The organism is Halosimplex marinum, from assembly GCF_051414075.1.
Classification (GTDB): Archaea; Halobacteriota; Halobacteria; order Halobacteriales; family Haloarculaceae; genus Halosimplex; species Halosimplex marinum.
On sequence record NZ_JBLKNY010000003.1, the window covers coordinates 861350 to 888194 of the forward strand.

The window sequence follows — 26845 nt, forward strand, 5'->3', positions numbered from 1 at the left end:
TGTCACTCCTTCTCGCCGGCGCCGACCGCTGTGTGTCGCCGGCGAGCCCGACGCGCTCCCGTGCGCGTCACTCCTTCTCGCCGGCGCCGACGGCGCTCTCGCCGACGGGTTCCTGGCCCTCGATGACCGCCTGGCCGTCCATGTAGGGGCGCAGGGCCTCGGGGACGGTGACGGTGCCGTCGTCGTTCTGGTAGTACTCCAGGATGGCGACCATGACCCGCGGGACCGCGACGCCGCTGCCGTTGAGCGTGTGGAGGTACTCGGCCGACTCGTGGCGCTCCGGGCGGTAGCGCAGACCGGCCCGCCGGGCCTGGAAGTCCTCGAAGTTCGAGACCGAGGAGACCTCCAGCCAGCGGCCGCCCACGTCGGGACCGCCCTCCATGTCGTCGGCCGGCGCCCACACCTCGATGTCGTACTTCTTGGCCTGGGTGAACCCCATGTCGCCGGTACACATGTCGAGCACGCGGTAGGGCAGGCCGAGCCGCTGGAGCACCGCCTCGGCCTCGCTCAGCAGGCCCTCCAGCCGCTCGTAGCTCTCGTCGGGCCGGACGAAGTTGACGAGTTCGACCTTGTTGAACTGATGGACCCGCACGTAGCCGCGCGTCTCGGTGCCGTGTTCGCCGGCCTCCCGCCGGAAGTTCGGGGAGAAGGCCTGATGCTTGAGGGGGAGGTCGTCGTCCAGCAGGATCTCGTCGCGGTACATGTTGGTGACCGGGACCTCCGCGGTGGGGAGCAGCCACAGGTCGTCGTCGTCGTACTCGTCGTCCTGGCGGGCCTCGACGCGGTAGGCGTCCTCCGCGAACTTGGGGAGCTGACCCGTCCCGCGCATCGACGCCGAGTTAACCGGAATGGGGGGCATCACCTCGACGTAGTCCTGCTCGCGGTGGACGTCGAGGAAGAAGTCGATCAGCGCCCGCTCCAGGCGCGCGCCGTCGCCCTTGACGAACTGGAAGCCGCCGCCCGACACCTTCGCGCCCCGCTCGAAGTCGAGGATGTCCAGGTCCTCGCCCAGGTCGTAGTGGGGGGTCACCTCGTCGGGGTCGACCCGCAGGTCGTCGAACCCCTCGCGGTAGCGTTCGACGTTGTCGCTCTCGTCCTCGCCGGTCGGTACGGACTCGTGGGGCACGTTCGGGATCTCGAGGAGTCGCTCCTCTAGTTCGGCCTCCAGTTCGTCCGCGCGGTCCTCGACGTCCTGGAGTTCCTCCTTGAGTTCCTGGGAGCGCTCGATGGCCTCCTGGGCCTCCTCGTCTTCCCCTTCCTGTTTGAGTTCGCCGATCTTCGAGGAGACCTCGTTGCGCTCGTGGCGGAGGCTGTCGCCGCGGGCCTTCAGTTCGCGCCACTCCTCGTCGATCTCGAGGATCTCGTCCAGGTCGACGCCCGTGACGCCCTTGCGCTCGATGGCGTCACGGACGGTCTCGGGGTTCTCCCGGACGAACTGCCTGCTTAACATGGTCGCCGGTTCTCGATGGAGGGAAGTAGGCGTGTCGGTCCGATGTGAATCAGTCTCGGACGGTGTCGGTGGCGTCGTTTCAACTGGAGTATATGCTACCGCGACCGTAGCGAGAACTGGACCGCAGAACAGCGTGAAAGCCCCCGCGTGCTCCGCTCGCGCGCCTCGCTGCGCTCCTCGCTCACTCCGTTCGCTGTGGTGCTTGCGTCGTCGTGCTTCCCGGAGCACGCGGCCCCTTTCATTCCCGCCCGTTTCGGCTGATCGACTGGTCTGTGCGGGCGGGAATAAAAGGGGCCGCTCGCTCGTCGCCGCCCCGGCGACGTAAGCACTGCAACGAGCGAGTGAAGCGCGCAGCGAGCCGCGGCGGCACGAGCGAGCGGGGGCTTTCACGCTGTTCGCGGCGGTCGTCGGGTTCGCAGTCGGAGCAGTCGCATTAGGAACCGTTACACCTCGGAACGACACCCGTTTGTATACAGACCCGTACGTACGAACACATGACGGAGCCGTCGACGATCGAGTTGCCGGACGGCCGCACGCTCGCCTACGCCGAGTACGGCGACCCCGAGGGGACGCCCGTCTTCGCCTTCCACGGGGTCATCGGGTCGCGGCTGATGTGGTCGCTGTGCGACGACGCCGCCCGCGAACGCGGCGTCCGCCTCGTCGCGCCCGACCGCCCGGGCTTCGGCGGGTCGGAGTTCCAGCGCAACCGGCGGCTGCTCGACTGGCCCGGGGACGTGTGCGCGCTCGCCGACGAACTGGGCGTCGACCGCTTCGGCGTCGCCGGCTTCTCCGGCGGCGGCCCGCACGCGATGGCCTGCGCCCACGCCGTGCCCGACCGCGTGCGCGCGGTGTCGCTCGTGAGCACGGTAACGCCCCCCGAAACACGGGACCGCGCGGACCCGTTCAACGAGGCGGTGCTGTCTGCGACGCGGTTCGTCCCGGGCTTCTCGCAGGCGGCGTTCGCCTCCTCGGCGTGGCTGGCAGAGAACGCGTGGCCGCAGTTCCGGACGGCGCTGAAGGCGGGTTCGCCGCCCGAGGACCGGGCGGTCTTCGACGGCCCGGCGGGCGAGACGCTGTTCGCCGACGGCGCCGAGGCGTTCCGTAACGGCGCCCGCGGGCCGGCTCACGACCTGCCGCTGGTCGGCAACGACTGGGGGTTCGACGCCCGCGAGTGTCCCCGCGACGTGGACCTGTGGCACGGGCGGAGCGACGCGACGGTCGGCCCCGACCTGGCGCGGGCGTTCGGCGACCTGCTGCCCGCCGCGGACCTGCACCTCGGCGACGGCGCCCACTACTCGACGTACGTCGACAACCGCGGGGCGATCCTCGACGCCGCGGCGGGCTGAGAACGCGGGCACCGGCCGCGGTCGGAGAGCCGTCAGTCCGCCATGCCGGCGGGCTGGCCGCTCTGGCTGCCCGTCCGCTCGGAGCGGTGGAGCCAGTACAGCCCGGCGAACAGCGCGGTGGCGAGGGCGTTCAACACCAGCTTGTAGTTCAGCTCGATGGCGACCTCGGCGACCTCCGCCGAGGACGGATCGGGGACGAGCCCGGCCCAGGTGAAGACGAAGTGGACGACGAAGCCGACGACCACCGCCGAGACGAAGATCATCCCCGAGAGGACGGCGGCGAACGTGGTCCCGTAGTACTCCCGGTAGGCGTCCATGATGGGCGGGACGATCAGGTCGGCGTAGATATAGGAGAGGACGGCGCCGAACGGCAGGCCGTTCGTGTACAGCACCGTCGCGAACGGGACGTTCCCGACCGAGCAGACGAACGTGGCGACGCCGATGACCGCGCCGACGACCGCCGTCCAGAAGACGTAGACGGGCAGGCCGAAGACGGGGCCGGAGAAGACGCTCGTCCAGACGGACTCGGGGACGAACCCGGCGATCAGGCCGGCGAAGACGAAACCGATGGCGATCTCGTCCCAGAGCATCGCCCACTCCTTCCATTGCTTGTCCGCCAGCGCCTTCCAGCCCTCGACGGAGGTCGCGCGCTCGCGGACCGAGGTGTTCGCTTCCTCGGGGTCGAAGCTCTCCATGCACGACGCCGAGCAGAAGTAGTAGGTCTCGCCGTCGTGCTCCGTCGAGTAGTCGGTCTCCTCGGGGTCGACCTCCATGCCGCAGACGGGGTCGCGGGCGGTCTCGGGGCCGTCGTCGGTGACGTTCTCGCGGGCCCGGTCGACCACCTCGTCGGGGACGACGTAGACGAAGCCGACGGCCATCAACCCGATGAGCATGAACCCGCCGACCACGTCCGCCAGGAGGAACTCCCAGCCGAGCAGGATCCAGATGACGGCGCCGATCTCGATGACGAGGTTCGTCGAGGCGAACATGAACGCCCCGAGCGTCGCCGCGGCCGACCCGCCCTTCTTGAAGAGGTTCTTCGCCGTCGCGATGGCGCTGTAGGAACACGACGAGGAGACGAACCCGAACAGGGTGCCGTAGCCGAGTTCGCGGGCGCCGTGGCCGTCGAGCAGGTCCGCGACCTTCTCGTCGGAGGTCCAGGCCTCGACGCCGCCGGCGATGGCGAACCCGACGACCAGCGCCCACCAGGTGATCCACGCCATCGTCACCGTCGTCGTGACGAACGCCCGGGTGCTCTCGACGAAGAACTGCCCCAGCGGCTGGGTCGTCGTGAGGAGGCCGACGACGACCGGTACCAGCCCGACGACTGCCAGTATCGGATACTCCGAGCGGTCCATGTGCGGCTAGAGGGTCGCCTCTCTGAACCCGGTTGCCACTAGCGATTCCCCGTCGAAGGGGCCGGGAGAGTCCGGGTCGCAAACCGAGCGCCGACGGTTCGGACGGGCGACCGAACCGCGAGCGTCACTCGCTCCCGTGATCCGGCGGTCAGTGCCGCCGTTCGGCCGCGGATCGGGGTTTGGATCCCCAAGCGAGCCGGCCGGTACCGAGGGCCCGGCCGAACGGTTAACTCGCCGCCGCTCGACTCGTGGATATGGCCATCGGCGACGTATTAACGGTCGGCGACTGCACGGACCTGTCCTACGTCGACACGGGGATGTACGACACCGAGGCGTACGGCGCGGTGTACCTGGTCGACGACGAGCGACCGGCGCTGGTCGACAGCGGCATCGGGACCAACTACGAGCGCGTCCTCGACGCCGTCCGCGAAGTCGGCCTCGAACCCGCGGACATCGAGGTGATCGCCCTGACGCACGTCCACCTCGACCACGCCGGCGGCGCGGGATTTCTGGTCGAAGAGTGCCCGAACGCCGACGTGTACGTCCACCCGGTCGGCGCGCCCCACATGACCGACCCCGAACGGCTCTGGGCGGGCACGAAATCGGCCGTCGGCGACCAGATCAGGTTCTACGCCGAACCCGAGCCGGTTCCGGAGTCGCGGGTCGTCGAGATCGAGGGCGGCGACACCGTTGACCTGGGCGAGCACGCCCTCGAAGTCCACCACGCACCGGGCCACGCCCCCCACCAGGTCGTCTTCCACGACCCCGCCAGCGACGCGGTCTTCGCGGCCGACGCGGCGGGGATCTACGCGCCCGGACCCGGCGAGATCTTCCCGACGAGCCCGCCGCCGAACTTCGACCCCGAGGGGTGTCAGGCCGACATCGACACCCTCCGCGATATCGACCCCGAGGTCCTGTGTTACGCCCACTTCGGCCCGGCCGAGCGGGGCGACAAGCTGGATCGGTACGCCGACGTGCTCGACTCGTGGGTCGAGGCGGTCGCGGCCAGGCGAGCGGAGCTGGGCGACGACGAGGCCGTGATCGAGCGTTTCGTCGCCGAGGCCGACGCCGAGCGGGCGGTGTGGGGCCGCGAGAAGGCAGACGCCGAGGTGGCGATGAACGTCCGGGGCGTATTGGCGGCGCTGGACCGGGACGACGAGTAGCCCCTGCGGGACCCCGCGGGTTCTCATACGGATCATTGCAAGTCATTCCGGGATCGACCGCACGCAGTCGTGCGGTCGACCCGGGAAACGCTTGCAATGATCCGTATCAGTCGGTGTAGGTCTCGATCCGCTCGATCCGGCCCTCGGCCACCGAGAACACGTCGACGAACCCGGTGATCTCCGACCCGTCGGCGGCGCGCAGGCGGCCCTGGACGGCGACGCGCTCGCGGTCGGTGCCCGCGGTGCCGTCGGCGTCCCGGCCGCCCGTATCGCCGCGGGCCGCGAAGATCGCGTCGACGCGGTGGCCGGTGTCTTTCTGCGGGCGGTCCTCGCGCATGAACCGGACGAAGCGGTCGCGGCCGTCGATGGTTCTGTCCGGCCGGTCGTGGACGAACCCCTCGTCCAGCAGGGTCGCGAGCGCGTCGTAGTCGCCCTCGTCGAGCGCGCGGTAGTAGGAACGGGCGCGCTCGGCGGCGCGGTCGGTCATACCGACGGTTGGCGGGGCCGGGACAAGAGGACGGCGGTCCAGGGCGTCAGCGCCCGGGGATGTCCCAGTCCGCCCGCTCGTCCTCCTCGTCTCCGTCGTCACCCTCGGTCGGGTCCGCCAGGTCGAGTTCCGCCACGGACGCTTCCCCGTCCGTCCCGTCGCCGTCGGTTTCCTCCCCGTCGGCCTCGGTCGTCGCCGGCGCCACACCGGACCCGGCGTGCTCCCCGTCGCGCAGACCGGACGCCCCGTCCGGTTCGGTCGCTCGACCGGCACCTGCGTCGGCCTCCCCCGCCGGTCCGCCGCTCGCGCCGTCCGGCTCGTCGTCCGCCCCGTCCGACTGGCCGCCCGCGGCGTCGTCGGCCTGCTCGGCGGCCGCCACCGCGTCGAGATCCATCTCCAGGTCGCCCTCGACGGTGTCGCCCTCGACGGTGTCGCCCTCGACGTTCGACTCCTCGGCCTCGTCGTCCTCGTCGGCGGCCGCCTCGACGGCCTCCAGGTCCATCTCCAGGTCGCCCTCGACGGTGTCGGGCTCGTCGCTCCGCTCGTAGTCGTCGCCCTCGCCGGCGACGGCGGCGTCCAGGTCGGCGTCGTCGACCCCCAGTCCGGTGTCGGCGCCGCCTGCGTCGTCGGCCCGCCAGTCGTACCCCTCGTCCTCGACGGCGTCTCGGTCGACGACGACCGACTCGCCCAGTTCCACGCCGTCGGCGGTCAGCCGAAACGCGTCGGATTCGGGCGGCTCCGGGAGGTCCGTCGCGGCGTCGAGCAGCCGCTGGGCGTCCTCGCGGTACTGCGCGCCCTGCTCGCCGCGGCCGCTGGCGAGCGCGTCGGCGGAGTCGGCCAGCCACCTGGCCGCGTGAGCCAGCGTGTCAGCCTTCTCCTCCGTCCGGTCGACGACCGTCTCGAAGTCCGCCGTCTCGGCGAACCGCACCGCCGTGTCGAAGTGGTCGGCCGCCGCGGTGAAGGCCGGCTCGGCGTCCTCGAACCCGCTCCGGGCGTCCATCCACTCGCGGTCCTCGTAGTCGTCCATCGCCGCCCGGAACGCCTCGCGGCCCTCGGCGTAGTGGTCGTGGCCGACCCGGTAGCGCTCCAGGGCGGTGTCGTCGCCGCCGATGTCGCCGACGGCCGCCTTGACCGGCGCCACGTCCAGCGACGCCTCCAGACCGTCGGCCGCCCCCGCGTACTGGACGGTCCCGCGGTGGTCGACGACGAAGACCGACCGCCGGACGAGAGGCTCGCCCACCTCGTTCTCGGTCGCCACGCCGTAGGCCTCCGCGGCCTCGCCCTCGCGGTCGCTCAACAGCGGGACGTGTAGCCCGTAGCGCTCGGCGAACGCCTCGTGGCTGTACGTGCTGTCCGGGGACACGCCGAAGACGGACACGTCCTTCTGCATCGTGAACAGGTCCAGATCGTCCAGGTCCGACTCCCCCATCGTGCAGGCGGGGTTGAAGTCGGCCGGGTAGAAGGCGAGGACGACGATCCCCTCCCCGAGGTAGTCGTCCAGATCCACCCGACGGCGCTCGCCGTCGACGTAGGCCGGCAGGTCGACCGCCGGCGCCTCAGCACCCTCCGAGAGCATTGGTACACACACTGAATGTATCGTATTTAGTCCTTCCCAGCGTTTTCACGCGCTGTATACACCGTATTGCGGTCGAAAGGGGCGGTCCGAGCGGCTTTTGTCACCGCGGGGAGTAGCACGGTCGTGGAGTTACACGTCCGCTACGAGGGCGACGACGACCCCGAGAAGTGCTCGGCCCGCCGCCTCGCGACGTTCGACGAGGCCGAGCTCCACCGCTCGACGCGGGCGACGCCGCCGGGGATCGTCCTCAACCCCTTCGCCGACCGGGCGCTCTCGCCCGCCGACCGCGAGGGGACGGGCAGTCGACGGGACCGGCTCGTCGCGCTCGACTGCTCGTGGGAGACCGCCGAGCGCGAGGCGTTCGACCTGGAGGGGGTCCACCGCTCGCTCCCATTTCTCGTCGCGGGCAACCCCGTCAACTACGGGACCGCCTTCCGGCTGAACACCGTCGAGGCGTTCGCCGGCGCGCTCTGCATCCTCGGCGAGCGCGACCGGGCCGAACGGATCCTCGACCGGTTCTCCTGGGGCCACACCTTCCTCGAACTCAACGAGGAACCCCTGCGCCGGTACGCTGACTGCGCCGACTCGACGGAGGTGCTCGCCGTGCAGGACGACTACCTCGCCGACGAGGGCGAGGAAGAAGCGTAGAACCGGTCGAGTCGCCGTCCGACGGCGCCGCTCGGCGGGCGCGGTGTCACGAAAAGCCGGTCGGTCCGGGTCGTCAGTTCGAGGCGGCGAACGAGCCGAGCACGGGCAACGCGTATCGCTCGCCCTGGTAGGCCTTGAATATGAGCAACACCCACCCGGCAAACGCACCGAGCCCGACGACCGGGTACAGCAACGAGACCAGCGGGACGAGGATCACGTCGACGAACGGCACTACCGAGACGAACCCGATGAAGGCCCCGATAGCCACGTAGAGGCCGATAAGGACCGCGCCGAAGCCGATGCTCTGGATCGAGTGAAAGCGCACGAAGTCGTCCTCGTCGCCCTCGACCAGCAGCATGACGACCCCCGTCAGCGGCGCGAACAGGTACGCGATCGCCGCCGCGACGTTCGGCTCCAGGCCCGTCCCGCCCGCGGCCGGCCCGGTCATCTCGCCGCTCGGCTGCGTGCCCGTGGACCCACCGGCCTGTCCGCCGGTCTGCCCACCGGCCTGTCCGCCGGTCTGCCCACCGGCCTGTCCGCCGGTCTGCCCACTGGCCTGTCCGCTACTCTGACCTCCGGCCGACTGACCGCCGGTCGACTGTCCGCTCGCGGACTGCCCGTCGGTCGACTGGCCGCTCGTGAACTGCCCGCCGGCCGACGTTCCTTCGGTTGATCCCTCGGTCTGCCCGTTCCCGTCGGACCCGGCCGTTCCGGCGGACTCGTCGTCCGTCATCGGTCGGCCTCCGCGACGCGCTGACCCCGTCGATACCCCGTTCCCCTCGGTCGGTGCTTCCCAACCATGTCAACACGGGCGAATGCGTGGCTTGTAATATTTTTCACTGTTCAATGGCAGATCATCGTATATTTCTCGCGGTCCCGCCCGAGCTGGACCGCGTGGCGACTCCGGGGCTACTCGGCGCTCACGGCCGACGCGGGGGTGAACTGCGCCAGCGCGACGACCAGCGGCGCGGCGTAGTCGATGGCCGGTTCGTTCGAGGCGTAGGAGGCCGTCTCGTCGAGGTAGCACTTCGCCGGCGGCGGGTCCTCGGTCGCGATCAGTTCGTCGAGCGCCGGGTCGCCGCCCTCGGCGTTGGGGCCGCCGACGAGGTTCCCGGGGACGTTGACCCCTGTACTCTCGACGGTCCGGCTGTGGGGGTGCTCCGGGGCCGCCTCGCCCGACCCCGTGACGTACGAGCGGGCCGTCGGCGTCCGCCCGAGGACGTAGTGGACCTGGTCGAGCGCGGCGTCGACGTACGCCTCCCGGGCCTCGACTTCGTTCGCCAGCAGGAGCTTCACCCCCTGGGCGACCGCCAGCTTCGCCGACGCCCAGTAGTACTGGTCGGTCGACAGCGCGACGCGGTACCCCTCCGAGCGCACGCGTTCGACCAGCCGGTCGGCGTCGGCGACGAGCCGGTCGCCGACCGCCGCCCGCCGCTCGGGGTCGGCCGCCTCCGACGTGTAGTACGCCCAGTGACCCAGCAGGAGCGTGTTCGCCCACGAGACCGCCGGCGGCGTCGCCTCGAACTGCGGGGCGAGTTCGCTCTCCAGGTACTCCGCGAAGCGTGCGTCACCGATGGTCTTCAGCAGTTCCGCCGCCGCCCAGAACCGCTCCGTGCGGTCGGTCTCCTTGGCGTAGCCGCCGGAACCGGCGTTCTGCCCGTCGTCGCGCCGGAAGATCGGCTCCGGGTTCGCCTCCAGAAAGGCGAAGGCGTCGCGGGCGTTCGCGAGCATCCGGTCGGCGAAGTCGGCGTCGAACTCGCGGTAGACGCGCGCGGCCATCGCCGACACGGCGGCGACCATCCCCGTCCCGTACGTCGAGAGGCCGAACACGTACCGCGGCTGGGTGTCCTCGCTCGGGCGGGTGTCCATCCCCGGCCAGTTCCGGCCCGCGACCTTGTGGTAGACCGCGCCGTCCGGCCGCTGCATCCGTTCGAGCCACTCCAGCTCGAACTTCGCCTCCGCGAGCAGGTCCGGCAGCCCGGCCTCGCGCTCGGCCGTCGAGACGCCCGCCGGCAGCGACAACTGGCCCGACTCGAAGGTGTCGGGGTCGCGTTCGTAGGCCAGCAGCAACTGCGCGACCGTGACCGCGCCGGGCGTCACGTACTTGCCGTAGTCGCCCGCGTCGTACCAGCCGCCGCGCACGTCGACCCGCTCGCCCTCGTCGCGGAACTCGCCGTCGAAGTACAGCCGGGCCTCCCGGTCCTGGGGGTGGCCCGGACCGTATTCGAGGCCGGTCACCGGGTCCTCGATCCGGGTATTCGCCCGCCGGAGGGTGTAACGGCGGCAGATCTCCGCCAGCGTCCGCCCGTAGACGCCGGGGCCGACAGCGAACTGGTGGGAGGCAACCGCCCCGTCGCCGGCCGCGAGTCGGTAGGTGCCCGGCCGGGTCACGCCGTCGAACGTCGCGTGGCGCACCGTGTCGCCCGAGGCGTCGTCGTCGGCCGGTGCCGAGAGGTCGCCGCTCGCAACCGTCTCGCCGGTCTCGGCGTCGGTGACCGCGAAAGTCGCCGCGTCGACGCGCACGACGGCTTCCTTCGGGTCGTCGGGGCGGTAGCCGACCTGGTCGACGAGGACGGCCTGCCCCGGGTCCGCCGCGTCGCCGTCGCTCCCGGGCGCGTCCGCCTCCGCGTCGTCGGTCGCTGTCTCGCCGTCATCGCCCTCTCCGTCGTCGCCGTCGTGGGACGCCGTCGGCGTGTCGCCGCCGTCCGCGCCGCTGTCGCCGTCGCTCGGTCCCTCGTCACCGCCCGGCGTCGCGGTCGACCCGCCCCCGCCGGGACAGCCCGCGACTGCCGCCGCGCCCGCCACGCCCGCAGCGAGCAACGCCCGCCGCGACGCCCACCGTTCGCTGTCGTCCACCATAGCAAACGGTGTTGCCGGAGCACCGACTAATAATTTGCCCACAGGAACGGTGAGAAATTTACAGCGCGTTGTTGTGTAGCGGGGTCGTCAGTGACTCGCGGCTGGAGCGGTGGGCCGGCGGCATCCGGGAAAGCGAACCCGCGGCCGTCGCCCGACTGCGGCGGGCCGGGTTCGGGTGACCACGGCCGCCCTGGCCGGCCAGGGTAACGCTTTACTCCGGCGGGGAGCAGGGTTCGGCATGGAGACGGAACGACTCCGGGAGGCGCTGGAGCGCGCGGGGCTGACGGAGTACCAGGCGGCCGTCTACCTGGGATTGCTCGACCAGGGGACGGCGCCGGTCGTCGACGTGGCCGAGCGGGCGGGCGTGCCCACCTCGCAGGTGTACGACGTGGTGCGCACGCTGGAGGACCGGGGGTTCGTCGAGACCGTCGAGGGGGACCGCCTGCACGCCCGCGCCGACGAGCCCGGCGACGTGCTCGACGAACTGCGCTCGACGGGGGAGCTGCTGGCCGACGCCGCCGACGAGATCGAGGACCGCTGGGAGCGGCCGGACCCGAGCGAACACCGGGTCAGCGTCGTCAAGCGCCAGCGGACCGTCGTCGAGAACGCCCGCGCCGCCGTCGAGGACGCCGAGGTGTCCGTCGAGTTCGGCGGCACCGCCGCGCAGTTCGCCGACCTCCGGCCCGCCCTGGAGGCCGCCGCCGAGCGCGGCGTCGTCGTCCACGCCTCGGTCAGCGGCCCCGTCGACGCGGCCGGCGTCACCCCCGAGGAGTTGGCCGACTCGCCCGTCACCGAAGTGCGCCACTCCCGGCCGCCCGGCTCCTTCCTCGCCGTCGTCGACCGCCGGCAGGGGTTCATCTCGCCGAACGTCCACGGCGACGAGGAGTACGGCGTCCAGGTCGGCGACGACCTGCTGACCTTCCTCTTCCACTGGTCGTTTCTCACCTGCAGCTGGGTCCCCGGCGAGCGGGTCCACGTCGCCGACTCCGACGAGACCGTCTACATCAGCATCGAGGAGTTCGTCCGCCACGCCGCCGTCTGCTGGCGGGAGGGCGCCACCCTCACCGTGAGCGTCCGCGGCCGCGACACCGACACCGGCGACCCCGTGCGAGTCCGCGGCGAGTTGGTCGACATCCGCCTCGGCCCCGGCAACGACGCCGTCGCCGACCCCACCTACGACCAGCTCGGCGGGACGGTCAACATCGTCCTCGACACCGGCGAGGGCGAGGTCGAGGTCGGCGGCTGGGGCGCCGTCGCCGAGGACGTGGAGGCCGAGATCGTCCGCGTCGAAGCGGTCTCGGAGTAGCCGGCGGCGCGGCCCGATGGTGCCCCGCCGCCCGACCGTTCGCTCTCACTCCCGGGACCACCGCAGCCCGACCGGATCTCCCGGCGCCGCGAGCGGACTCTTCGGCACGTCCGCGTGCGGTTCGGGGCTGTGGTAGGCGCTGGGCGCGATGTCGTTCGGGGCGTCGGGGTAGAACGCCGACGCGAGGGCGTGGAGGTGTTCGCGGCCGACACCGAGTTCGTACTGGCCGCCGCCGTACAGCGTGATATCCCGTTCCAAGCAGTACTCGACCGTGTCGAGCAGGTCCGCGACGGTCCCGAACCGCGAGGGTTTGATATTGAGCCACTCCGGTTCGACGGGGACGGCCTCGACGCTCGCCACGTCGGTTATCGGGTAGTCCCACGAGAGCCGGTCGACGACCTCGTTCAGGATCTCGCGGGTCTCGTCGGTGAACTTCGCGTCCTCCAGGACGGCGTCGGGGAACGCCTCGGCCACCTGTCGGTAGCGTTCGGGGTCGGCGTCCGTGTCGACCTCGGTGCCCTCGTAGTAGCTCTTCAGGTCGAGGATGCGCACCCGGTCGGTCGCCGCCAGCTCGTCCATCAGCTCGGGCGTCCACTCGGCGGTCGGGTCGAGCTTGAACTCCATGTCGGGGTCGATCTCCAGCCACTCGCGGATCCGGTCGGCCGACGGGTCGCCGTCGGTGTCGAGCCGCGTCGAGACGACGAACCGGACGGGGTCGTAGCTCCGGTCGAGCGCCGCGGCGAAGGTCGTGTCGGCCTGCCGGAGCGCGAGGTCGAGCGCCGCGCTCTCGACGGCCCACCGGCGGTAGTGCCGCGAGACCTCGCGCTCGGGCGGCTCGGGGAACAACTCGGCGTCGTCCAGCGTCGCCGAGAACTCGTCGAACGTGTACTCGCCGGCGAAGTCCCAGCCGAGGTCGCCCGCCTCGTGGGCGTCGCGCAGCCGGTCGTGGTCCTCGGTGTCGTAGGCCACGTCCTCGCCGCGGCCGACCGTCCCGTCCGGTCCGCGTAGCTCGACCACGGTCGTCACGCGCGTGAACCCGGCGGAGGTGTCCATCTCGTGGCGGCTCAACTCGAAGCCCCCGACTGTCAGCGGCAGGTCCGCGATCCGGTCGTACAGGTCGCTCATACTGTGACTTCGGACGGGCGCCGGTTAACGCTGGTTCTCCCGGCAGGGGACGCTCGCGGACGGCGGCAGGGTCGGGTCGGGGGTCAGGGCCAGGACCGTCCGGCCGCGTCCAGCCCGGAGAGGCAACGTTTAAATGCGGTGACGAGGTAGGGCGGGTATGCCCAAGTTCGAACCCGCGGAACGGCGCGAGCTCGAGAAGCAGATCTGCATGCGCTGCAACGCCCGCAACTCCGTCGAGGCGAGTAGCTGCCGGAAGTGCGGCTACGGGAACCTCCGGCGCAAGAGCAAAGAGCGCCGCAACGCGTAACTCGGTCGTTCTCTCTTTCGCTCTCCGCTTCTCGCCGCGCCAGCGACGCCCCCGTTTCGGGTGGAGTGCGCTTTCGCGCTCACTCGTTGAGCGGCCGCGACCCGCTACTCGTCGGGGTACTTCGGTTCGCGTCGCTCGGCGCGTTCGAGCGCCCGCTCGACGACCGCGCGCACGTCGCCCTCGAAGACGCCGCCGTGGCCGCTGTACATGTGTTCGACGCCGTCGGGCATCCGCGCCAGGAGGTCCTCGATGGACTCGATGAGCCGCTCGCGGGACTGGCCGGCCATGTCGGTGCGGCCGAAGCTGCCGTCGTCGAAGGCGCCGTCGTCGTGGACGACCACGTCGCCCGAGAACAGGGAGTGCTCCGAGACCAGCGAGACGTGGTCGTCGGCGTGGCCCGGCGTGTACACCACCTCGCAGGTCTCGTCGCCGACGGGCACGGTGTCGCCGTCGGCGAGTTCGTCGGTGCGCCGCGGGTGGTCGGCGTAGGCGAGCAGGTCGGCGTCGAAGGCGTCGAGCACGGCGTCCAGTTGCGAGACGTGGTCGCCGTGCTGGTGGGTGAGGACCACCCGGTCGAGTTCGTCGGTGTGGGCTTCGATCACGTCGACGACGCCGGGCATGGCACCCGCGTCGACCAGCGTCGGCGACTCGCCGAGCGCGAGGTAGGCGTTGCTCGTGAACGTCTCTGCGTCGGCGGTGACGTTGACGACTTCCATATCCGTGTGCTCGGACGCCGTGCGCTTCAGTCTGGTGACCCGGTAGCTTCCGCTGTCTCCGATTCGGCTCCGGCGACAGCGACCGCTCGACCTACTGCGACAGTAACCGCACGTTCGGCCGCGACCGCAGACAGCGTGAAAGCCCCCGCCCGCTCCGGTCGAGGGGCTCGCTGCGCGCTTCGCTCGCTCCGCTCGCTCCAGTGCTTGCGTCGCCCGTCTTCCCGGAGCGGGCGGTCCCTTTCATTCCCACCCGCATCGGCTGATCGGCCAGTCTGTGCGGGTGGGAATGAAAGGGGCGGCCGTCTGCACGAACCCCGGCGAAGTAAGCACCGCAGGGAGTGCAACGACCGAGGAGCGCAGCGAGCCGCGGGAGTGCAGACGGCCGGGGCTTTCACGCTGTTCGCGGTCACAGTAGTCCCCGCGGTAGCAGTGCTGTCGGTTCCAATTGTCGCTCAAACGGTCGACACACCAGATCATCAGACTCCGGAGAGGGTTTCGACCACCCACAGAGTCAAGCGTCGGCCGCGTGAGAACGCGAGCCATGGGTCCCGAGTACGACTTCGACCTGGACGAGGAGCCCCGTACCCTCGACATCAGCGATCTGGAACGCATCGAGCGGTTCAAGGAGGCCGGATACGGCGGCAGCGTCGCCGACGCGCTGTACAACGTCGGCGTCCGCCGGTTCGTCTTCGACCAGGACTTCTTCGGCGTCAACCGCGGACAGACCCTCGCCGGCCGCGCGCTCCCGGTGAAGCTCCACACCTACCCCAAGACCGACGAGGTCGAGGCGTACCTCGAAGAGAAGTGGGACGAGGAGAACGACGGCGTCCACCCCCAGAAGCGGATGATGCGGACCGTCGAGGAGAAGGAAGACGGGACGGTTCTCTGTTTCGACACCGGCGGGGACACCCAGCCGGCCCACTTCGGCGAGATGTCCTGCACGCTGGCGAAGGCCCACGGCGCCCGCGGGATGCTCTGCGCGGGCAACGTCCGCGACACGCGCTACATCAGCGAGCTCGAGGACTTCCCCGTCTACACGCAGGGGACGGTCCCGAACTGGCACGGCGGCTGGGAGATCATCGAGGTCGACCAGCCGATCCACGTGCCCGGCCACCTGTCGCACTACGTGACGATCCGGCCGGGCGACTTCGTGTTCGCCGACTTCGACGGCGCCCAGCTCATCCCCCGCGAGGTCGTCGACGAGGTGCTGCTGCGGGTCGAGGCGATCCACGAGGAGGAACAGGAGGAGCGCCGGAAGATCGAGGAGGGGATGCCCATCGACGAGGTCTACGAGGAGTACGGCGTCCTCTGAGCGGGCTTGCGCTCGCCGGCCAGCCGCGTGGGATACGTCCACAGATCACGGGACGTGTCCGTCGCTGGCAGCCCTCGCCACTCTCCGAGGGTTTCGTGTGCAGGCCGGCCGCCGGGTTCGCGGCGGGCGGTCCTTTTCCCGGGCTTTCCGTCGCGCCCCACAGACTCACCCCGAGAGTTCCCGTAACCGGGGCACCCGCGAGGGTGACTGAGTACGAACATGACCGATCAGGACACGACTACTGGCGAGACGCGGCGATCGATCCTCAAGAAGGGCGCGCTCGCGACCGGCGCGGCGGCCGGCGTGGCCGGCTGTGCCGGCCTCGGCGACGAGGGGCCGGCAGCCGAGACGGACACGGACGGCGCGACAGATACCGACGTGCTCGGCGACGGGACCGACACCGACGACGGAACCGAGACGGACGACGACGGCGCCGTCGAGGGCGACGGCGGCAAGGCGCTGATGTTCGCGGACGCGTTCCGCGGCGGCGCGCAGTTCCGCGTCACGTCGCCGGTCATCGAGCAACAGCCCGAGGTCGAGGGCGTCGAGGACGGCGCGGTCTGGAGCGACTACAACACGCGGGTCGTCGAGTACGTCAACACCGAGGAGGACGTGCTCCTGTTCCCCGCCCACGACGCGGAGATCACGGAGGGGCGGGTGTACGAACTCCACGACAACTTCACGTGGCTGAGCGACGACGCCGGCGACCAGGGCGTCGTCGACGTGCGGTTCACCGAACTCGACCAGGAGGAAGTCTTCGACCCGGACGACGTGAACGTCTTCGACGAGGGCGGCGGGAAGGCGCTCGTCCGGTGGTCGAACTACCGGCCGGGCGCGATCCTGGAGATCACCTCCGAGGTCGTCGAGTGGACGCCGAGGGACGACGTGGCCGGCTCGGACATCTTCTCCGACTACAACACCCGCTTCGCCCGGTGGATCAACGGCGGGACCTTCCAGATCTACCCCGCCGGCGACGCCAGTATCGAACAGGGCCAGGCATACCGGATGACCAGCGAGTTCGACGTGACCGACCCCGAGGGCAACCTCGTCACGACCGACCTCGAACGCGTCGAGCTGTCCGAGGGGATCGCGACCGGCGACGTGGCGACCGACCCCCCGACCGACGGGACGGCGCCGAGCGACGACACCGCGACCGGCGAGGCGGGGACCGACGGCGGGACGGACACGCCCACCGAGTCCTGACCGGCCGTCACACCGTCGCGGGGCACCACACCGTCGCGAGGCGCCACACCGTCGCGAACACGGCGGCGACCCGTCGACGGCCCGCGCCGCGAGCGAAGCGGATGATTTTTGATGGGGAGTGACGTGGGCTATGGTATGTCGACACAGAGCGCTCGCGACGGGGCGGCCGGGCGCGGCGAGGGCGGGCTCCCCGACGCCGTCCCCGTCTCGCTCGACCGGACGACGCGGCTCAGCTGGGAACTGGGCGACCGCGTGACGACCGGGACCGACGCGACGCTGGTGGGCGAGTGGCGCTGTCACGCGACGCCGTGGGCGGTGGCCGTCTTCGACGTGACCGACCACACCGCCGTCGTCCGCGTCCGGACGCCGGTCGGCCGCGAGCAGTTCTACGGCGTCGCCGACGCCGACCTCGTCGCGGCCCGCGACGCCCTCGCCGACGCCCCCGACTGGGGACGCCGGGACTGACGGCGCCTCGCGGCCGGCCCGGCGGATGACCGGACCGCCGCGCTCGAACCGCCCCGCCGGATGACCGGACCGACGAGCACCTGCGAAGACCTGCCCAAGTCTTTTCGCCGCTTCGGCCGATATCGCGGTATGGAGTACGTCACGGCCGCGGATGTCGACGTTCCCGCCCTGGGATTCGGAACCGCCCGGATGGACGCCCACGAGGAGCGCCGCCGCGCCGTCTCGGCGGCGCTCGACGCGGGTTACCGGCACATCGACACCGCCCAGATCTACGGCAGCGAACCCGCCGTCAGCGAGGCCGTCAGCGACGCGACGGTCGACCGAGAGGAGCTGTTTCTCACCACCAAGCTCGCGGACGACAACCGCGCGTACGACGACGCCGTCGAGTCGACCCGCGCGAGCCTCGACCGGCTCGACACCGACTACGTCGACCTGCTGCTCATCCACTCGCCCAACGACGAGGTGCCCCACGCCGAGACGCTGCGGGCGATGAACGACCTCCGGGACGACGGGCTCGTCCGCCACGTCGGCGTCTCGAACTTCTCCGTCGAACAACTTCGGGAGGCGATGGACGCCTCCGAGGCCCCGATCCTCACCAACCAGGTCGAGTACCACGTCCGGGAACGGCGGGACGACCTCCTGGGCCTGTGCGTCGAGGAGGGCGTGATGCTGACCGCCTACAGCCCGCTCGACGTGGGCGGGCTGGCCGACGACGGCGACCTCGGGGAGATCGGCGACCGCTACGGCAAGACGGCCGCGCAGGTCGCGCTCCGCTGGCTGGTCCAGCAGCCGATGGTCTCGGCGATCCCGATGTCCGCGAACCCCGAACACATCCGATCGAACCTCGACATCTTCGACTTCGAGATGACCGCCGACGAGATGGAACGGCTGTTCGAGCGCGGCGGCCCGGTCGACGGGATCAGGTCCGTACTCGGGCTGTAGGGGCGGGATCCGGTGGTCGCCGGCCGAGGGTCCGGAGCCGACCGGGCGCCGCTCTGCACCGCTACCCAGCCGGCCGCGCCGGCGGACGGTGACTCCGACCCCCGCCGTCAGTCGTCGGCCTCGGCCGCGGCGTGCGCGCCGACCCGCCGGTCGAGGAAGCCGTCGAGCAGACGGAACAGCCGGAGCTTCTGTTCCTGGTCGGAGGAGGCGTGGCCCTCCTCCCCGAGTTCGACGTACTCGAAGTCGCCGTTCGCGCCGTCGACGGCGCCGCCGCCTTCCCGTGACGCCGGCGGCGTCACGCCCTCCTCGTAGCCGGCGTCGTCGAGCGCTTCGCGGACGATCCGGGCCTGCGAGACGGGGACGCGCCGGTCGTTGACGCCGTGGACGACCAGCAGCGGCGAATCGACGTTCTCGACGTGGGTGACCGGCGACCGCTCCTCGTACAGGTCGGGGTTCTCGTCGGGGGTCCCGAGATACTTCTCCATGAGTTCCGTCCTGAAGTGGGGCATCGTGTTCTCGTACATGTCCTCCAGGTCGGAGATGCCGATCCAGGCGACTGCGGCGTCGTACAGGTCGGGGTACTGGACGGCCTGCCAGTAGGCGGAGTAGCCGCCGTAGGAGCCGCCGAAGACGACGACGCGGTCGTCGTCGATCCAGTCGCGCTCGGCGATGACGTGTTCGGCGGTGGTCGCCACGTCGCCCTGTTCGGCGCCGCCCCAGTCGTCGAGCAGCCGTTCTTTGAACTCGCGGCCGCGACCGGTCGACCCGCGGTAGTTGACCTGCAGGACCGAGTAGCCGCGCATCGCGAGCACCTGCGTGTAGAGGTCGAACGACTTCGCGTCGCGGGCCATCGGGCCGCCGTGGGGGTTGACGATCAGCGGCGACGGCCGCTCGCCCGAGTCGTAGAGGAGGGCGCCGATCTCGAGTTCGTCGTAGGGGTCGTGCTCGACGGCGCGCTGGGGCGTGTCGGGCACGCCGTCCGACTCGACGGTGACGTACTCGGCGTCGGCGAAGTCGTCGGGCTCGAAGGGGCCGTGGTCGGCCTCCAGCAGCGTCTCCGAGCTGTCCGAATCGAGGTCGTAGGCCAGCAGTTCCGTTCGCCGGGTCGCGGTGGTGTGCTCGACGAGCACGCGCCCGTCGCCGAGGTCGGCGCTGGTGTAGGTCCACCCGGTCGAGGCCACGCCCTCGGGCAGGTCGAGTTCGCGCCCCTCGCCGGTCTCCAGGTCGTAGACGACGGGGACCGTCACGGCGTCGCGGTCGCGGCTGGCGAGGGCGCGGCCGTCGTCGACGAACGCGACCGCGTCCTCGTCGTACTCGCCGTCGCCGAGCCAGGTCACCGCGTCCGCGTCGAGGTCGTAGACTCCGACTCGCCCCAGGTCGGGCGTGTTGTCGCTGACGAGGAGGCGGTCGCCGTCCGGCCCCCAGTCGGCGGGGCCGCACTCGGCGCCGACCTCGCCGAGTTCGAGATTTCGAGGGTTCGAGCCGTCGGCGTCGGCGACGTAGGCGTCCTGGTTGTCGAAGTCGTCGGTCTCGTTGGTGGCGTAGGCGATACGCTCGCCGTCGGGCGAGAGGTGCGCGCCCCACACCGCCCGCTCGTAGTCGGTGAGCTTCGCCGTCTCGCCGGTCGCCAGGTCGCGGGCGTAGACGTTCATCTGCCCGTCCCGGGAGGAGCCGAAGACGATCCGGCTCCCGTCCGCGGCGACGCTCGTGAGCATACACTGGCCGTCCATCTCGACGACCGGTTCGACCGTCCCGTCGCGGTCGATGGCGTAGATGTCGTTCTGCTCGTCGCCGTCCTCGTCGCGGTGGAAGAACACGCGGTCGCCGTCGGCGCCCCACTCGAGGAACCAGCGGGCGTCGCGCGGCACCTCGCCGTCGGACCACTGTTCGAGCTCGCCCGTCTCGACGTCGAGCACGTGGAGTTCGTTGCGCCCGGTGGCGTCGTAGTACAGCGCCACCTCGTCGCCGTCGGGCGAGGCGGTGGGGTGGGCGACCGTCGGCAGGCTCGCGAGTTCTTCGAGCACGTCGATGTCGTCCGTCGGGGACATACGCGTGCTGTCGACCCGCCATCACTTCAGCCCTCGCAGAAGCGGGGTTCGGTAACGGATCCGAGAGGTCGCCGGCCGAACGGTTTTCGCGCCGGAACGACAACCGGACGTATGGCCCGCGACCTCGACGACGTGGACCGGGGGATCCTCCACGCGCTGCAGGAGAACGCCAGGGAGGCGACGGCCGCCGAGATGGCGGAGGCGGTGGACGTCTCCGCCAGCACGGTCCGCAACCGCATCGACCGCCTGGAGTCGACCGGGGTTGTCCGCGGGTACCACCCCGACATCGACTACGAGCGGGCGGGGTTCCAGCTGCACGTCTTCGCCGTCTGCCGGGCGCCGCCGGCCGAGCGGTCCGCCGTGGCCGCCGAACTGCTCGAGCTGTCGGGGGTCGTCCGCGTCCGCGAGCTGCTGACCGGGACCGAGAACCTCCACGTCGAAGCGGTGGCCACTGACTCCGCCGCCGTCGACGACCTCCTCGCCGAGATCACCGAGCTGGGGATCGAGATCGGTAGCTCCGACATCGTCAAGACGGAGCACGTCCAGCCGTTCAACCACTTCGGGACCGGGGAACCGACCGACGACTGACGGGCCCCGGTGCGAGAACTGCGAGCCGGTCGGGGAGTCAGCGAACCGGTCAGTTCCCGGAGGGAACTGCGGAATCAGCAGATATATCGCCTCTCCCTACAGAATCTCGCGTGCGCACCGCCACCGTTAAGCCGATCCCTGTCGGACGGTCGCACGGTGATGGGTGATATGTTGAGCACCAAGGTGAGCGCAGAGATCGCGGCGCGGGAAGGCGTCGACCCGTTGCAACTGGACCGACCGCTCTACGACGTGATAGACGTCGGCGCGCTGGAACGGCTGGTCGAGACGGCCGGACGGGGCGACGGGGCGTTCGAGGTCGAGTTCACGTACTACGGCTACGACGTGGTCGTCGACGGGTCCGGCGAGGTGACCGTCACCGGCGACCCCGCGGTCGGCGACACCGACGGCGAGTCGGCCGACCAGCCGGCGACCGGCCGATAACCGCGACTCCGCGCGCGAGAACGAGCCGCGAGCGGCCGCGCCGCCCGTCGTCCGGGGGTGGGTCGACGGCGGCGGCGAACGGAGCCGGGCCGTCGGTTCACGCCCGGCCGTCCGTCCCGTGGGCCCGTTCGACCGCCCGCCGGAGCCGGGCGCCGTCGGCGGCGTAGGCGAGGTGGGAGTCGCAGTCGCAGTCCGAGGCGCCGAACCCGTCGACGCGCTCGAACCTCTCTTCGTCGGCGAGCGTCCGGCTGACCGCACACTCCACGTCCGCCTCGGCCGTCCGGACGACCGCGTCGATACCGGCGTCGGGGTGGCCCAGCAGGTAGTCGACGTGCCAGTGGCGGGCGTCGCGCTCGCCGGCGGCCAGCTCGCGGTGGCGCTCGACGCGGGCGAACCCGCCCGGACCGAACGCGCTCCCGGTGTAGGCGTAGGCCCCCGCCGCGAACTCGCGCTCGCCCAGCGCCCCCACCTCGACCGTCGCCGGCGCGGCCAGTTCGACGACCAGCGTGTACGTCCCCGCCGTCATCGCCGCCCGCTTGGCCCGGCGCCGACAAGTGCCTGCCGGGTTCGGCCGAGCCGGGGTCCGGCGACTCTCCGGCCGTCACTCGCCGGTGGGGAGCCGCCCGGCGCGGGCGAGCGCGAACATCCCGACGGCGACGACGCCGACGAGGGCGGCGTAGGCGCGGAAGACGCCCGAATAGGAGAGGCCGAACTGGTAGAACGTCCCGACGGCGACGCCGCCGGGGGCCTGCATGAGCATCATGACGGCGCTGTAGCCCGAGTAGGCGCTGGCGCGGTTGTCGTCGGGCAGCGAGTCCAGCAGGTAGGCGTCGGCCACGGGAAAGAGGCCGTGGATGACCAGGCTCATGACGACGGAGACGGCGGCGACCGCGACCCACGAGGAGACGAGGGTGAGCGCGAACAGGGTGACGACGAACCCCGCGAGGATCGCCAGCAGGACCGGGAGGTAATCGAAGCGGTCGGCCAGCCGGCCGGCGACGACGAACGACGGGACGCCGGCGGCGAAGGTGATCGTCAGCAGGGTGTTGGCGGGACCGGCAGCGATGCCCTTCGCGCTAAGGTAGGTGACGTAGAAGTTGAACACGCCCTGCCAGACGAAGCCCGTGAAGCCGACGAAGACGACGCCCGCGGCGACGAGGCGCCACTGGGCGCGGATCGCCCCCAGCAGGTCGCGGTCGTCGACGCCCGCCTCGGGCAGTTCGGCCCGCCGGACCGCGAGGACGAAGACGGCGGTGGCGGCCACGGCGAGGACGGCCAGCGCGCGGAAGGAGAGCTGCCACGACCCGCGGGCGATGGCGACCGAGACGAGGAAGGGGGCGGTGACGGCGGCGACCTGCGAGGACATCCCGCGGAGGCCGACCGCCAGGCCCACCCGCTCGGGGTAGAGTTCGCTGACCAGCGGGTTGGCGGCGATGAAGAAGACCCCGGAGGCGAGGCCGACGAACAGCGCGCCGGCGACGGTGACGCGAATCGACGGCGAGTACGCGGTGAACGCGGCGGCCGCGGCGAGGAAGGCGCCCATCCCGGTGATGACGCGGTGGCGCGAGGCGACGGTGAGCAGATAGCCCGTCGGGAGCCGCGGGAGCGCGCTGCCGACCCAGACGGCGGTGGCCGCCAGGCCGGCCGTCGCGGGGCTGACACCCGTGCGGATGAAGTAGTCGACCAGGGGTGCGAACGCGATCCGGCCGAAGTTCACGAGGAAGGAGAAGGCGCAGATGGAGACGAACACGCCGGCGCGGCCGCGGGGCTTCGCTGCGGCCGCGGCGGTCGAACCGGACGCATCGCTCGTGGTCACGGCTCACTGTCGCGCCCGCGGTCGGTTTAACCCCGCGCTCGCGGCCGATACTTCCCGTTTGCGGTGCGGTCACAGTGCCCGGCGGGGTCCCACCCGGGAAGGACGACCGGGCCGGGAACAACCGACGCGGTGGCGCTCACCGCAGACAGCGCGCCCGGAGGTCGCGGACCCGTTCGAGGCAGTCGGCGACGGCGGCCAGCGCGGGACAGCGCCGCTCGCGGTCGCCGTAGAGGAAGGTGACCAGGCTCACGCCGTCGACGCCGGAGAGCGGGACCGCGGGGCGGCCGTGGACGAGCCGCTGGCGCTCGTCGGCCAGGTCGGCGCAGGTCGCCTCCGCGTCGGCCAGCCGCTCGTCGAGGCGGCTCAGCCGCTCGGCGTCGGCGCCGTCGAGTTCGCCCTCGATTTCGTCGAGGCGGCGCTCGCAGGCGGCGAGTCCGTCGCGGACCGCCGCCAGGGAGTCGCGCTCGCGCTCCAGCGAGCGGCTGAACCGCCGCCGCTCGTCGACGGCCCGGTCGGCGGCCGCGCGGAGCGCGCGGTACAGCGGCGGTGTCAGGCGAGCCCCGTCGACGACCTGTGCGGCCACGTCCGCCCCGAACTCGGCGGCGAGGCTCGCCCGGAGCGTCTCGTCGTACTCGGCCTCGAAGTGGGGGACCGCCATCACGGTCTCGCGGTACGCCGCCCGCACGGACCGGAGCGCGGCCCCGGCCCGCGGTTCGGACCGCGCCGCGACGGCCGTCGGACCGGCGCCGCCGAGCGCGGGTCCGGTCGCGTCCCCGTCGGCCGCCGCGGGCGTCCACGGCTCGACGTTCGAGAGCCGGGCGCGAAAGCGGTCGAACGCCGCCCGCTCGTCGGTGCTGTACTCGATCTCCCGGTCGACGATCCGGAGGGCTTCGGCGACCCGGTCGTGCGGTGTCTCGGTCATCGGTCCCGAACCGGGTGGACCCTCGCCGCCGGACCGTGTAATCTGTGCTATGAGGTGCCCGTAGCGCTCCCGACCGCTATGTAGCCGAGGGGAGCCGCCGCGACCGGCGACGGACGATCCGTCGAGACCTGTCACAGACCGTACCAAAACGGGGTTCAGCGAACCTTTATTCGCGTAGTGCGTCGATCCGGGTACATGACCCGCCCCGACGTGGTCGCCGTCTGCGGCAGTCGCCGCGAGGGCAGTTACACCCGCCGGGCCCTCCGGATCGCGCTCGACGCGGCCGCGGAGGCCGGCGCCGCCACCGAGTTGCTCGACCTGCGGACGGTCGACCTGCCGCCGTTCGACCCCGACGCCGCGGAGGGCGAGGCGGTGACCGAGTTCAAGCGGCGCGTCCGCGCGGCCGACGCCGTGATCCTGGGGTCGCCCGTCTACCACGGTTCGTACTCGGCGACGCTGAAGGACGCGCTGGACTACTGCGGCAAAGACGAGTTCACCGACACGACCGTGGGGCTACTGGCGACGGCCGGCGGCGGCAGCTACGCGAGCACGTTCGACCACCTGCGGACCGTCGTCCGGTCGGTCCACGGCTGGACGGTCCCCACCCAGGTCGGTATCCGCGGCGCCTCCGGCAAGTTCGACGGCGACGAGGTCACCGAGCCCGGCCTCGAAGACCGGATCCGACAACTCGGGCGCGAGGTCGCCGCCAACGCGGCCGTCGACCCCGCGGCCCGCCGGGAGCGCGGGGTCGCGGTCCCCGCCGACTGCGACGACTGAGCGAGCGGCCGCGCGGCCGTCGGGGTCGGCGACCGCCGTCCAGACCGCTCAGATCAGGTCGAGCGTCCGCAGCGTCCGCTCCAGTTGCACTTCCTGCTCCTCGCTCATCCGCTGGAGCGGCCGGCGCATCGGCCCGGGGTCGAAGTCGACCTCGGGGTGCAGGTCCAGCGCGGACTTGACGCCGCCGAGATACGGGCCCTGGTCGATGGCCTTCCACACGTCGAACACGCGGCTCTGCAGCTCGCGGGCGCGGGTCTCGTCGCCGTCGACGTACGACTCGTACAGCTCGACGGTCATCTCGGGGAAGACGTTCGAGACGGCGCTCACCAGGCCGGTACAGCCGATCTCCAGCTCGGCGAACAGAAGCGAGTCGAGGCCGGCGAGGTAGGTGAGCTCGGGGTGGCGGTCGATGGCCTGGCCGAGCCACGCCACGTCGCCGCTGGAGTCCTTGACGCCGACGATCCCCTCGATGGCCGCCAGCCGGTCCAGCGTGTCCAGGTCGAGCTTGTTGCCCATCCGGGCGGGGAAGTGGTAGATGTACACCGGGATGTCGACGGCGTCGGTCACCTCCTCGTAGTGTTCGACGATGGCCTCGCTGTCGATGGGGTAGTAGTAGGGGATCCCCACGACGACGGCGTCGGCGCCCGCCCCCTCGGCGTCCCGGGAGTAGGAGACGGTGTTGCGGGTGCTGGGCGCGCTGACGCCGGCGATCACGGGGACCTCCTCGCCGACCTCGTCGACGACGGCCTCGATGACCGCCTCGCGCTCGTCGGGCTTGAGCATCGGGAACTCCCCGTTGGTCCCCAGCGGGAAGACGCCGTGGACCCCCCGGTCGACGACGAACCGCGCGTGGGCGGCCGTCGCGTCCAGCGCCAGCTCCTCCTCGTCGGTGAACGCGGTGATCGTCGGCGGGATCACCCCGTGTATCGATACGTCGTGCGTCGGGTTTGTGTTCGCCATCTGTCGATCACTGCACGACCCGCGAGTATGAACCTGTCGCCACAGGTCAGTATTCGCACCGTTCGAGCGCGGCGAACGGCCGGTTCAGACGACGGAGTCGGGGTCGGGGAGGTCGGCCATCCCGCCGGCGCGGGTGGTCGCGGCGGCGGCGACGGCGTTGGCGCGGTCGAGGACCGCGGTCAGGTCGCGCTCGCCGCCGGCCAGCGCGTCGACGACGCCGGCGGTGAAAGCGTCGCCGGCCCCGGTGGTGTCGACGGTGTCGACGGCGTATCCCCCGTGGGACGCGTCGGCGGGGCCCCAGGGCGCGTCGGCGGTCGCACGCGCGGCCGCGCCGCCCTCGCCGAGCGTCAGGAGGACGGTGTGGGGGCCGCGCTCGTGGAGTTGCGGTGCCACCGCGTCGATGTCCTCGGTGTCGCCCTCGACCCCCGCGGGCCCGAGGTCCTCGGGGGAGGCCTTGACCGCGTCGACGGCGGGGAGGAGCCGGTCGACCTGCCCGGCGAAGTCGGCGTCGGTCCACAGCTCGGGGCGGGCGTTCAGGTCGAAGACGACGGTGCAGCCGCGGTCGTTCGCGCGGTCGACGAGGTCGTGGATCGCCTCTCGCGAGGGCTCGCTGGCGAGGGGGACGCTACCGACGACGACCCACCCGACGGCGTCAAGGGCGTCGTCGGGGACGCGGCCGGGTTCGAGGCGGGTGTCGGCGGTGCCGTCGCGGTAGAAGGTGAAGCGGGGGCCGCTCGACGGGTCACCGCTGACGAACGCGAGCGTGGTCTTGGCCGAGGGGTCGCGCTCGACGAAGCGGTCGGGGACGCCGCGGTCGGCGAGCGTCTCCGCGAGGAACTCGCCGAAGGGGTCGCTCCCGACGCGGGTCCAGAACCAGGCGGGGCGGTCCAGTTGCGCGAGGCGGACGGCGACGTTGGCGGGGGCGCCGCCGGGCCGGCGGGCGAACTCTTCGGTGGCCGCCAGGGGCGTGGCGCTCCCCGGCAGGAAGTCGACGAGCGTCTCGCCGGCGACGAGAACGTCGGGCATGGCC

At 71.4% G+C, this 26845-nt stretch carries 26 protein-coding genes; 12 read left to right on the forward strand and 14 right to left on the reverse strand.

All coding sequences use genetic code 11. The features are described from left to right. Positions 1–67: 67 nt before the first annotated feature. Positions 68–1450, reverse strand: a complete 1383-nt coding sequence (serS, locus tag ACMGFI_RS05305) for a serine--tRNA ligase (protein ID WP_436907926.1) — start codon at positions 1448–1450, stop codon at positions 68–70. A 494-nt stretch (positions 1451–1944) separates the two neighbouring features. Here serS and ACMGFI_RS05310 point away from each other — a divergent pair, with 494 nt between their 5' ends. Then, positions 1945–2796, forward strand: a complete 852-nt coding sequence (locus ACMGFI_RS05310) for an alpha/beta fold hydrolase (RefSeq protein WP_436907928.1) — start codon at positions 1945–1947, stop codon at positions 2794–2796. 32 nt (positions 2797–2828) lie between these two features. Here ACMGFI_RS05310 and ACMGFI_RS05315 read toward each other — a convergent pair whose 3' ends face one another. After that, a complete protein-coding gene (locus ACMGFI_RS05315) occupies positions 2829–4154 on the reverse strand; it encodes a permease (protein WP_436907931.1) in 1326 nt (441 codons plus the stop codon). 254 nt (positions 4155–4408) lie between these two features. Here ACMGFI_RS05315 and ACMGFI_RS05320 point away from each other — a divergent pair, with 254 nt between their 5' ends. Next, the gene (locus ACMGFI_RS05320; RefSeq protein WP_436907934.1) at positions 4409–5317 is read left to right on the forward strand and encodes an MBL fold metallo-hydrolase; all 909 of its coding nucleotides are present in this window, start codon (positions 4409–4411) and stop codon (positions 5315–5317) included. A gap of 106 nt (positions 5318–5423) precedes the next feature. On the opposite strand, the gene ACMGFI_RS05325 is transcribed toward ACMGFI_RS05320, so the two are convergent. Then, a complete protein-coding gene (locus ACMGFI_RS05325; protein ID WP_436907936.1) occupies positions 5424–5804 on the reverse strand; it encodes a nuclear transport factor 2 family protein in 381 nt (126 codons plus the stop codon). Between the two features lie 46 nt (positions 5805–5850). Further along, on the reverse strand, positions 5851–7380 hold the full coding sequence (locus ACMGFI_RS05330; protein ID WP_436907938.1) for a peroxiredoxin: 1530 nt from the start codon (positions 7378–7380) through the stop codon (positions 5851–5853). Between the two features lie 123 nt (positions 7381–7503). Here ACMGFI_RS05330 and ACMGFI_RS05335 point away from each other — a divergent pair, with 123 nt between their 5' ends. Beyond that, on the forward strand, positions 7504–8028 hold the full coding sequence (locus ACMGFI_RS05335) for a DUF367 family protein (RefSeq protein ID WP_436907939.1): 525 nt from the start codon (positions 7504–7506) through the stop codon (positions 8026–8028). Positions 8029–8101: 73 nt separating this feature from the next. Here the strand turns inward: ACMGFI_RS05335 and ACMGFI_RS05340 are convergent, their stop codons facing one another. Then, positions 8102–8761 (reverse strand): DUF4870 domain-containing protein, encoded by a 660-nt coding sequence (locus ACMGFI_RS05340; protein WP_436907940.1) that lies wholly within the window; start codon positions 8759–8761, stop codon positions 8102–8104. A gap of 176 nt (positions 8762–8937) precedes the next feature. After that, positions 8938–10887 (reverse strand): glycoside hydrolase family 9 protein, encoded by a 1950-nt coding sequence (locus tag ACMGFI_RS05345; RefSeq protein ID WP_436907942.1) that lies wholly within the window; start codon positions 10885–10887, stop codon positions 8938–8940. Between the two features lie 238 nt (positions 10888–11125). Between ACMGFI_RS05345 and ACMGFI_RS05350 the strand changes: the two genes are divergently transcribed. Then, a complete protein-coding gene (locus ACMGFI_RS05350; protein WP_436907943.1) occupies positions 11126–12193 on the forward strand; it encodes a TrmB family transcriptional regulator in 1068 nt (355 codons plus the stop codon). A gap of 45 nt (positions 12194–12238) precedes the next feature. Here ACMGFI_RS05350 and ACMGFI_RS05355 read toward each other — a convergent pair whose 3' ends face one another. Beyond that, positions 12239–13318, reverse strand: a complete 1080-nt coding sequence (locus ACMGFI_RS05355) for an enolase-like domain-containing protein (RefSeq protein ID WP_436907944.1) — start codon at positions 13316–13318, stop codon at positions 12239–12241. A 157-nt stretch (positions 13319–13475) separates the two neighbouring features. Here ACMGFI_RS05355 and ACMGFI_RS05360 point away from each other — a divergent pair, with 157 nt between their 5' ends. Then, positions 13476–13625 (forward strand): 50S ribosomal protein L40e, encoded by a 150-nt coding sequence (locus ACMGFI_RS05360; RefSeq protein ID WP_436907945.1) that lies wholly within the window; start codon positions 13476–13478, stop codon positions 13623–13625. A gap of 104 nt (positions 13626–13729) precedes the next feature. Here ACMGFI_RS05360 and ACMGFI_RS05365 read toward each other — a convergent pair whose 3' ends face one another. Next, entirely contained in the window at positions 13730–14341 is a 612-nt protein-coding gene (locus ACMGFI_RS05365; protein WP_436907947.1) for an MBL fold metallo-hydrolase, read from the reverse strand. 541 nt (positions 14342–14882) lie between these two features. Between ACMGFI_RS05365 and ACMGFI_RS05370 the strand changes: the two genes are divergently transcribed. The 4 genes from ACMGFI_RS05370 to ACMGFI_RS05385 all read left to right on the forward strand — a co-directional run bounded on the left by ACMGFI_RS05370 (position 14883) and on the right by ACMGFI_RS05385 (position 18263). Next, positions 14883–15653 carry an RraA family protein gene (locus ACMGFI_RS05370; RefSeq protein WP_436907948.1) on the forward strand — a complete coding sequence of 257 codons (771 nt, stop codon included), beginning with the start codon at positions 14883–14885 and terminating at the stop codon, positions 15651–15653. A gap of 219 nt (positions 15654–15872) precedes the next feature. Next, the gene (locus ACMGFI_RS05375) at positions 15873–16856 is read left to right on the forward strand and encodes a hypothetical protein (RefSeq protein ID WP_436907949.1); all 984 of its coding nucleotides are present in this window, start codon (positions 15873–15875) and stop codon (positions 16854–16856) included. Between the two features lie 135 nt (positions 16857–16991). Beyond that, on the forward strand, positions 16992–17321 hold the full coding sequence (locus ACMGFI_RS05380; protein ID WP_436907950.1) for a hypothetical protein: 330 nt from the start codon (positions 16992–16994) through the stop codon (positions 17319–17321). A gap of 129 nt (positions 17322–17450) precedes the next feature. Then, entirely contained in the window at positions 17451–18263 is an 813-nt protein-coding gene (locus ACMGFI_RS05385; RefSeq protein ID WP_436907951.1) for an aldo/keto reductase, read from the forward strand. Positions 18264–18370: 107 nt separating this feature from the next. Here ACMGFI_RS05385 and ACMGFI_RS05390 read toward each other — a convergent pair whose 3' ends face one another. Further along, positions 18371–20311 (reverse strand): S9 family peptidase, encoded by a 1941-nt coding sequence (locus tag ACMGFI_RS05390; protein WP_436907952.1) that lies wholly within the window; start codon positions 20309–20311, stop codon positions 18371–18373. A gap of 111 nt (positions 20312–20422) precedes the next feature. Between ACMGFI_RS05390 and ACMGFI_RS05395 the strand changes: the two genes are divergently transcribed. Further along, positions 20423–20899, forward strand: a complete 477-nt coding sequence (locus ACMGFI_RS05395; RefSeq protein WP_436907954.1) for an Lrp/AsnC family transcriptional regulator — start codon at positions 20423–20425, stop codon at positions 20897–20899. A gap of 159 nt (positions 20900–21058) precedes the next feature. After that, positions 21059–21340 (forward strand): HalOD1 output domain-containing protein, encoded by a 282-nt coding sequence (locus ACMGFI_RS05400; protein WP_436907955.1) that lies wholly within the window; start codon positions 21059–21061, stop codon positions 21338–21340. A 97-nt stretch (positions 21341–21437) separates the two neighbouring features. Here ACMGFI_RS05400 and ACMGFI_RS05405 read toward each other — a convergent pair whose 3' ends face one another. From ACMGFI_RS05405 to ACMGFI_RS05415, 3 genes are all read right to left on the reverse strand, one after another. Continuing rightward, positions 21438–21866 (reverse strand): GIY-YIG nuclease family protein, encoded by a 429-nt coding sequence (locus tag ACMGFI_RS05405; protein ID WP_436907957.1) that lies wholly within the window; start codon positions 21864–21866, stop codon positions 21438–21440. A 75-nt stretch (positions 21867–21941) separates the two neighbouring features. Then, the gene (locus tag ACMGFI_RS05410) at positions 21942–23156 is read right to left on the reverse strand and encodes an MFS transporter (RefSeq protein ID WP_436907959.1); all 1215 of its coding nucleotides are present in this window, start codon (positions 23154–23156) and stop codon (positions 21942–21944) included. A 136-nt stretch (positions 23157–23292) separates the two neighbouring features. After that, positions 23293–24078, reverse strand: a complete 786-nt coding sequence (locus tag ACMGFI_RS05415) for a DUF7260 family protein (protein WP_436907960.1) — start codon at positions 24076–24078, stop codon at positions 23293–23295. A 195-nt stretch (positions 24079–24273) separates the two neighbouring features. On the opposite strand from ACMGFI_RS05415, the gene ACMGFI_RS05420 reads away from it, so the two are divergent. Then, a complete protein-coding gene (locus ACMGFI_RS05420) occupies positions 24274–24855 on the forward strand; it encodes an NADPH-dependent FMN reductase (protein ID WP_436907961.1) in 582 nt (193 codons plus the stop codon). Positions 24856–24903: 48 nt separating this feature from the next. Here ACMGFI_RS05420 and ACMGFI_RS05425 read toward each other — a convergent pair whose 3' ends face one another. Together ACMGFI_RS05425 and ACMGFI_RS05430 are read right to left on the reverse strand one after the other, a co-directional pair. Next, positions 24904–25815: a dihydrodipicolinate synthase family protein gene (locus ACMGFI_RS05425; RefSeq protein ID WP_436907962.1), complete on the reverse strand. Its 912-nt coding sequence runs from the start codon at positions 25813–25815 to the stop codon at positions 24904–24906. An 84-nt stretch (positions 25816–25899) separates the two neighbouring features. Further along, positions 25900–26841 carry a carbohydrate kinase family protein gene (locus tag ACMGFI_RS05430; RefSeq protein WP_436907963.1) on the reverse strand — a complete coding sequence of 314 codons (942 nt, stop codon included), beginning with the start codon at positions 26839–26841 and terminating at the stop codon, positions 25900–25902. Between the last annotated feature and the right edge of the window lie 4 nt (positions 26842–26845).

Coding starts and splice junctions, on each gene's coding strand:
- ACMGFI_RS05405 (WP_436907957.1), bottom strand. CDS start 21,866: ATGACGGCGGGGACGTACACGCTGGTCGTCGAACTGGCCGCGCCGGCG.
- ACMGFI_RS05380 (WP_436907950.1), top strand. CDS start 16,992: ATGTCGACACAGAGCGCTCGCGACGGGGCGGCCGGGCGCGGCGAGGGC.
- ACMGFI_RS05330 (WP_436907938.1), bottom strand. CDS start 7,380: ATGCTCTCGGAGGGTGCTGAGGCGCCGGCGGTCGACCTGCCGGCCTAC.
- ACMGFI_RS05350 (WP_436907943.1), top strand. CDS start 11,126: ATGGAGACGGAACGACTCCGGGAGGCGCTGGAGCGCGCGGGGCTGACG.
- ACMGFI_RS05385 (WP_436907951.1), top strand. CDS start 17,451: ATGGAGTACGTCACGGCCGCGGATGTCGACGTTCCCGCCCTGGGATTC.
- ACMGFI_RS05370 (WP_436907948.1), top strand. CDS start 14,883: ATGGGTCCCGAGTACGACTTCGACCTGGACGAGGAGCCCCGTACCCTC.
- ACMGFI_RS05415 (WP_436907960.1), bottom strand. CDS start 24,078: ATGACCGAGACACCGCACGACCGGGTCGCCGAAGCCCTCCGGATCGTC.
- ACMGFI_RS05425 (WP_436907962.1), bottom strand. CDS start 25,815: ATGGCGAACACAAACCCGACGCACGACGTATCGATACACGGGGTGATC.
- ACMGFI_RS05420 (WP_436907961.1), top strand. CDS start 24,274: ATGACCCGCCCCGACGTGGTCGCCGTCTGCGGCAGTCGCCGCGAGGGC.
- ACMGFI_RS05400 (WP_436907955.1), top strand. CDS start 21,059: ATGGGTGATATGTTGAGCACCAAGGTGAGCGCAGAGATCGCGGCGCGG.
- ACMGFI_RS05320 (WP_436907934.1), top strand. CDS start 4,409: ATGGCCATCGGCGACGTATTAACGGTCGGCGACTGCACGGACCTGTCC.
- ACMGFI_RS05315 (WP_436907931.1), bottom strand. CDS start 4,154: ATGGACCGCTCGGAGTATCCGATACTGGCAGTCGTCGGGCTGGTACCG.
- ACMGFI_RS05395 (WP_436907954.1), top strand. CDS start 20,423: ATGGCCCGCGACCTCGACGACGTGGACCGGGGGATCCTCCACGCGCTG.
- ACMGFI_RS05310 (WP_436907928.1), top strand. CDS start 1,945: ATGACGGAGCCGTCGACGATCGAGTTGCCGGACGGCCGCACGCTCGCC.
- ACMGFI_RS05365 (WP_436907947.1), bottom strand. CDS start 14,341: ATGGAAGTCGTCAACGTCACCGCCGACGCAGAGACGTTCACGAGCAAC.
- ACMGFI_RS05325 (WP_436907936.1), bottom strand. CDS start 5,804: ATGACCGACCGCGCCGCCGAGCGCGCCCGTTCCTACTACCGCGCGCTC.
- ACMGFI_RS05340 (WP_436907940.1), bottom strand. CDS start 8,761: ATGACGGACGACGAGTCCGCCGGAACGGCCGGGTCCGACGGGAACGGG.
- ACMGFI_RS05390 (WP_436907952.1), bottom strand. CDS start 20,311: ATGTCCCCGACGGACGACATCGACGTGCTCGAAGAACTCGCGAGCCTG.
- serS (WP_436907926.1), bottom strand. CDS start 1,450: ATGTTAAGCAGGCAGTTCGTCCGGGAGAACCCCGAGACCGTCCGTGAC.
- ACMGFI_RS05355 (WP_436907944.1), bottom strand. CDS start 13,318: ATGAGCGACCTGTACGACCGGATCGCGGACCTGCCGCTGACAGTCGGG.
- ACMGFI_RS05360 (WP_436907945.1), top strand. CDS start 13,476: ATGCCCAAGTTCGAACCCGCGGAACGGCGCGAGCTCGAGAAGCAGATC.
- ACMGFI_RS05375 (WP_436907949.1), top strand. CDS start 15,873: ATGACCGATCAGGACACGACTACTGGCGAGACGCGGCGATCGATCCTC.
- ACMGFI_RS05345 (WP_436907942.1), bottom strand. CDS start 10,887: ATGGTGGACGACAGCGAACGGTGGGCGTCGCGGCGGGCGTTGCTCGCT.
- ACMGFI_RS05430 (WP_436907963.1), bottom strand. CDS start 26,841: ATGCCCGACGTTCTCGTCGCCGGCGAGACGCTCGTCGACTTCCTGCCG.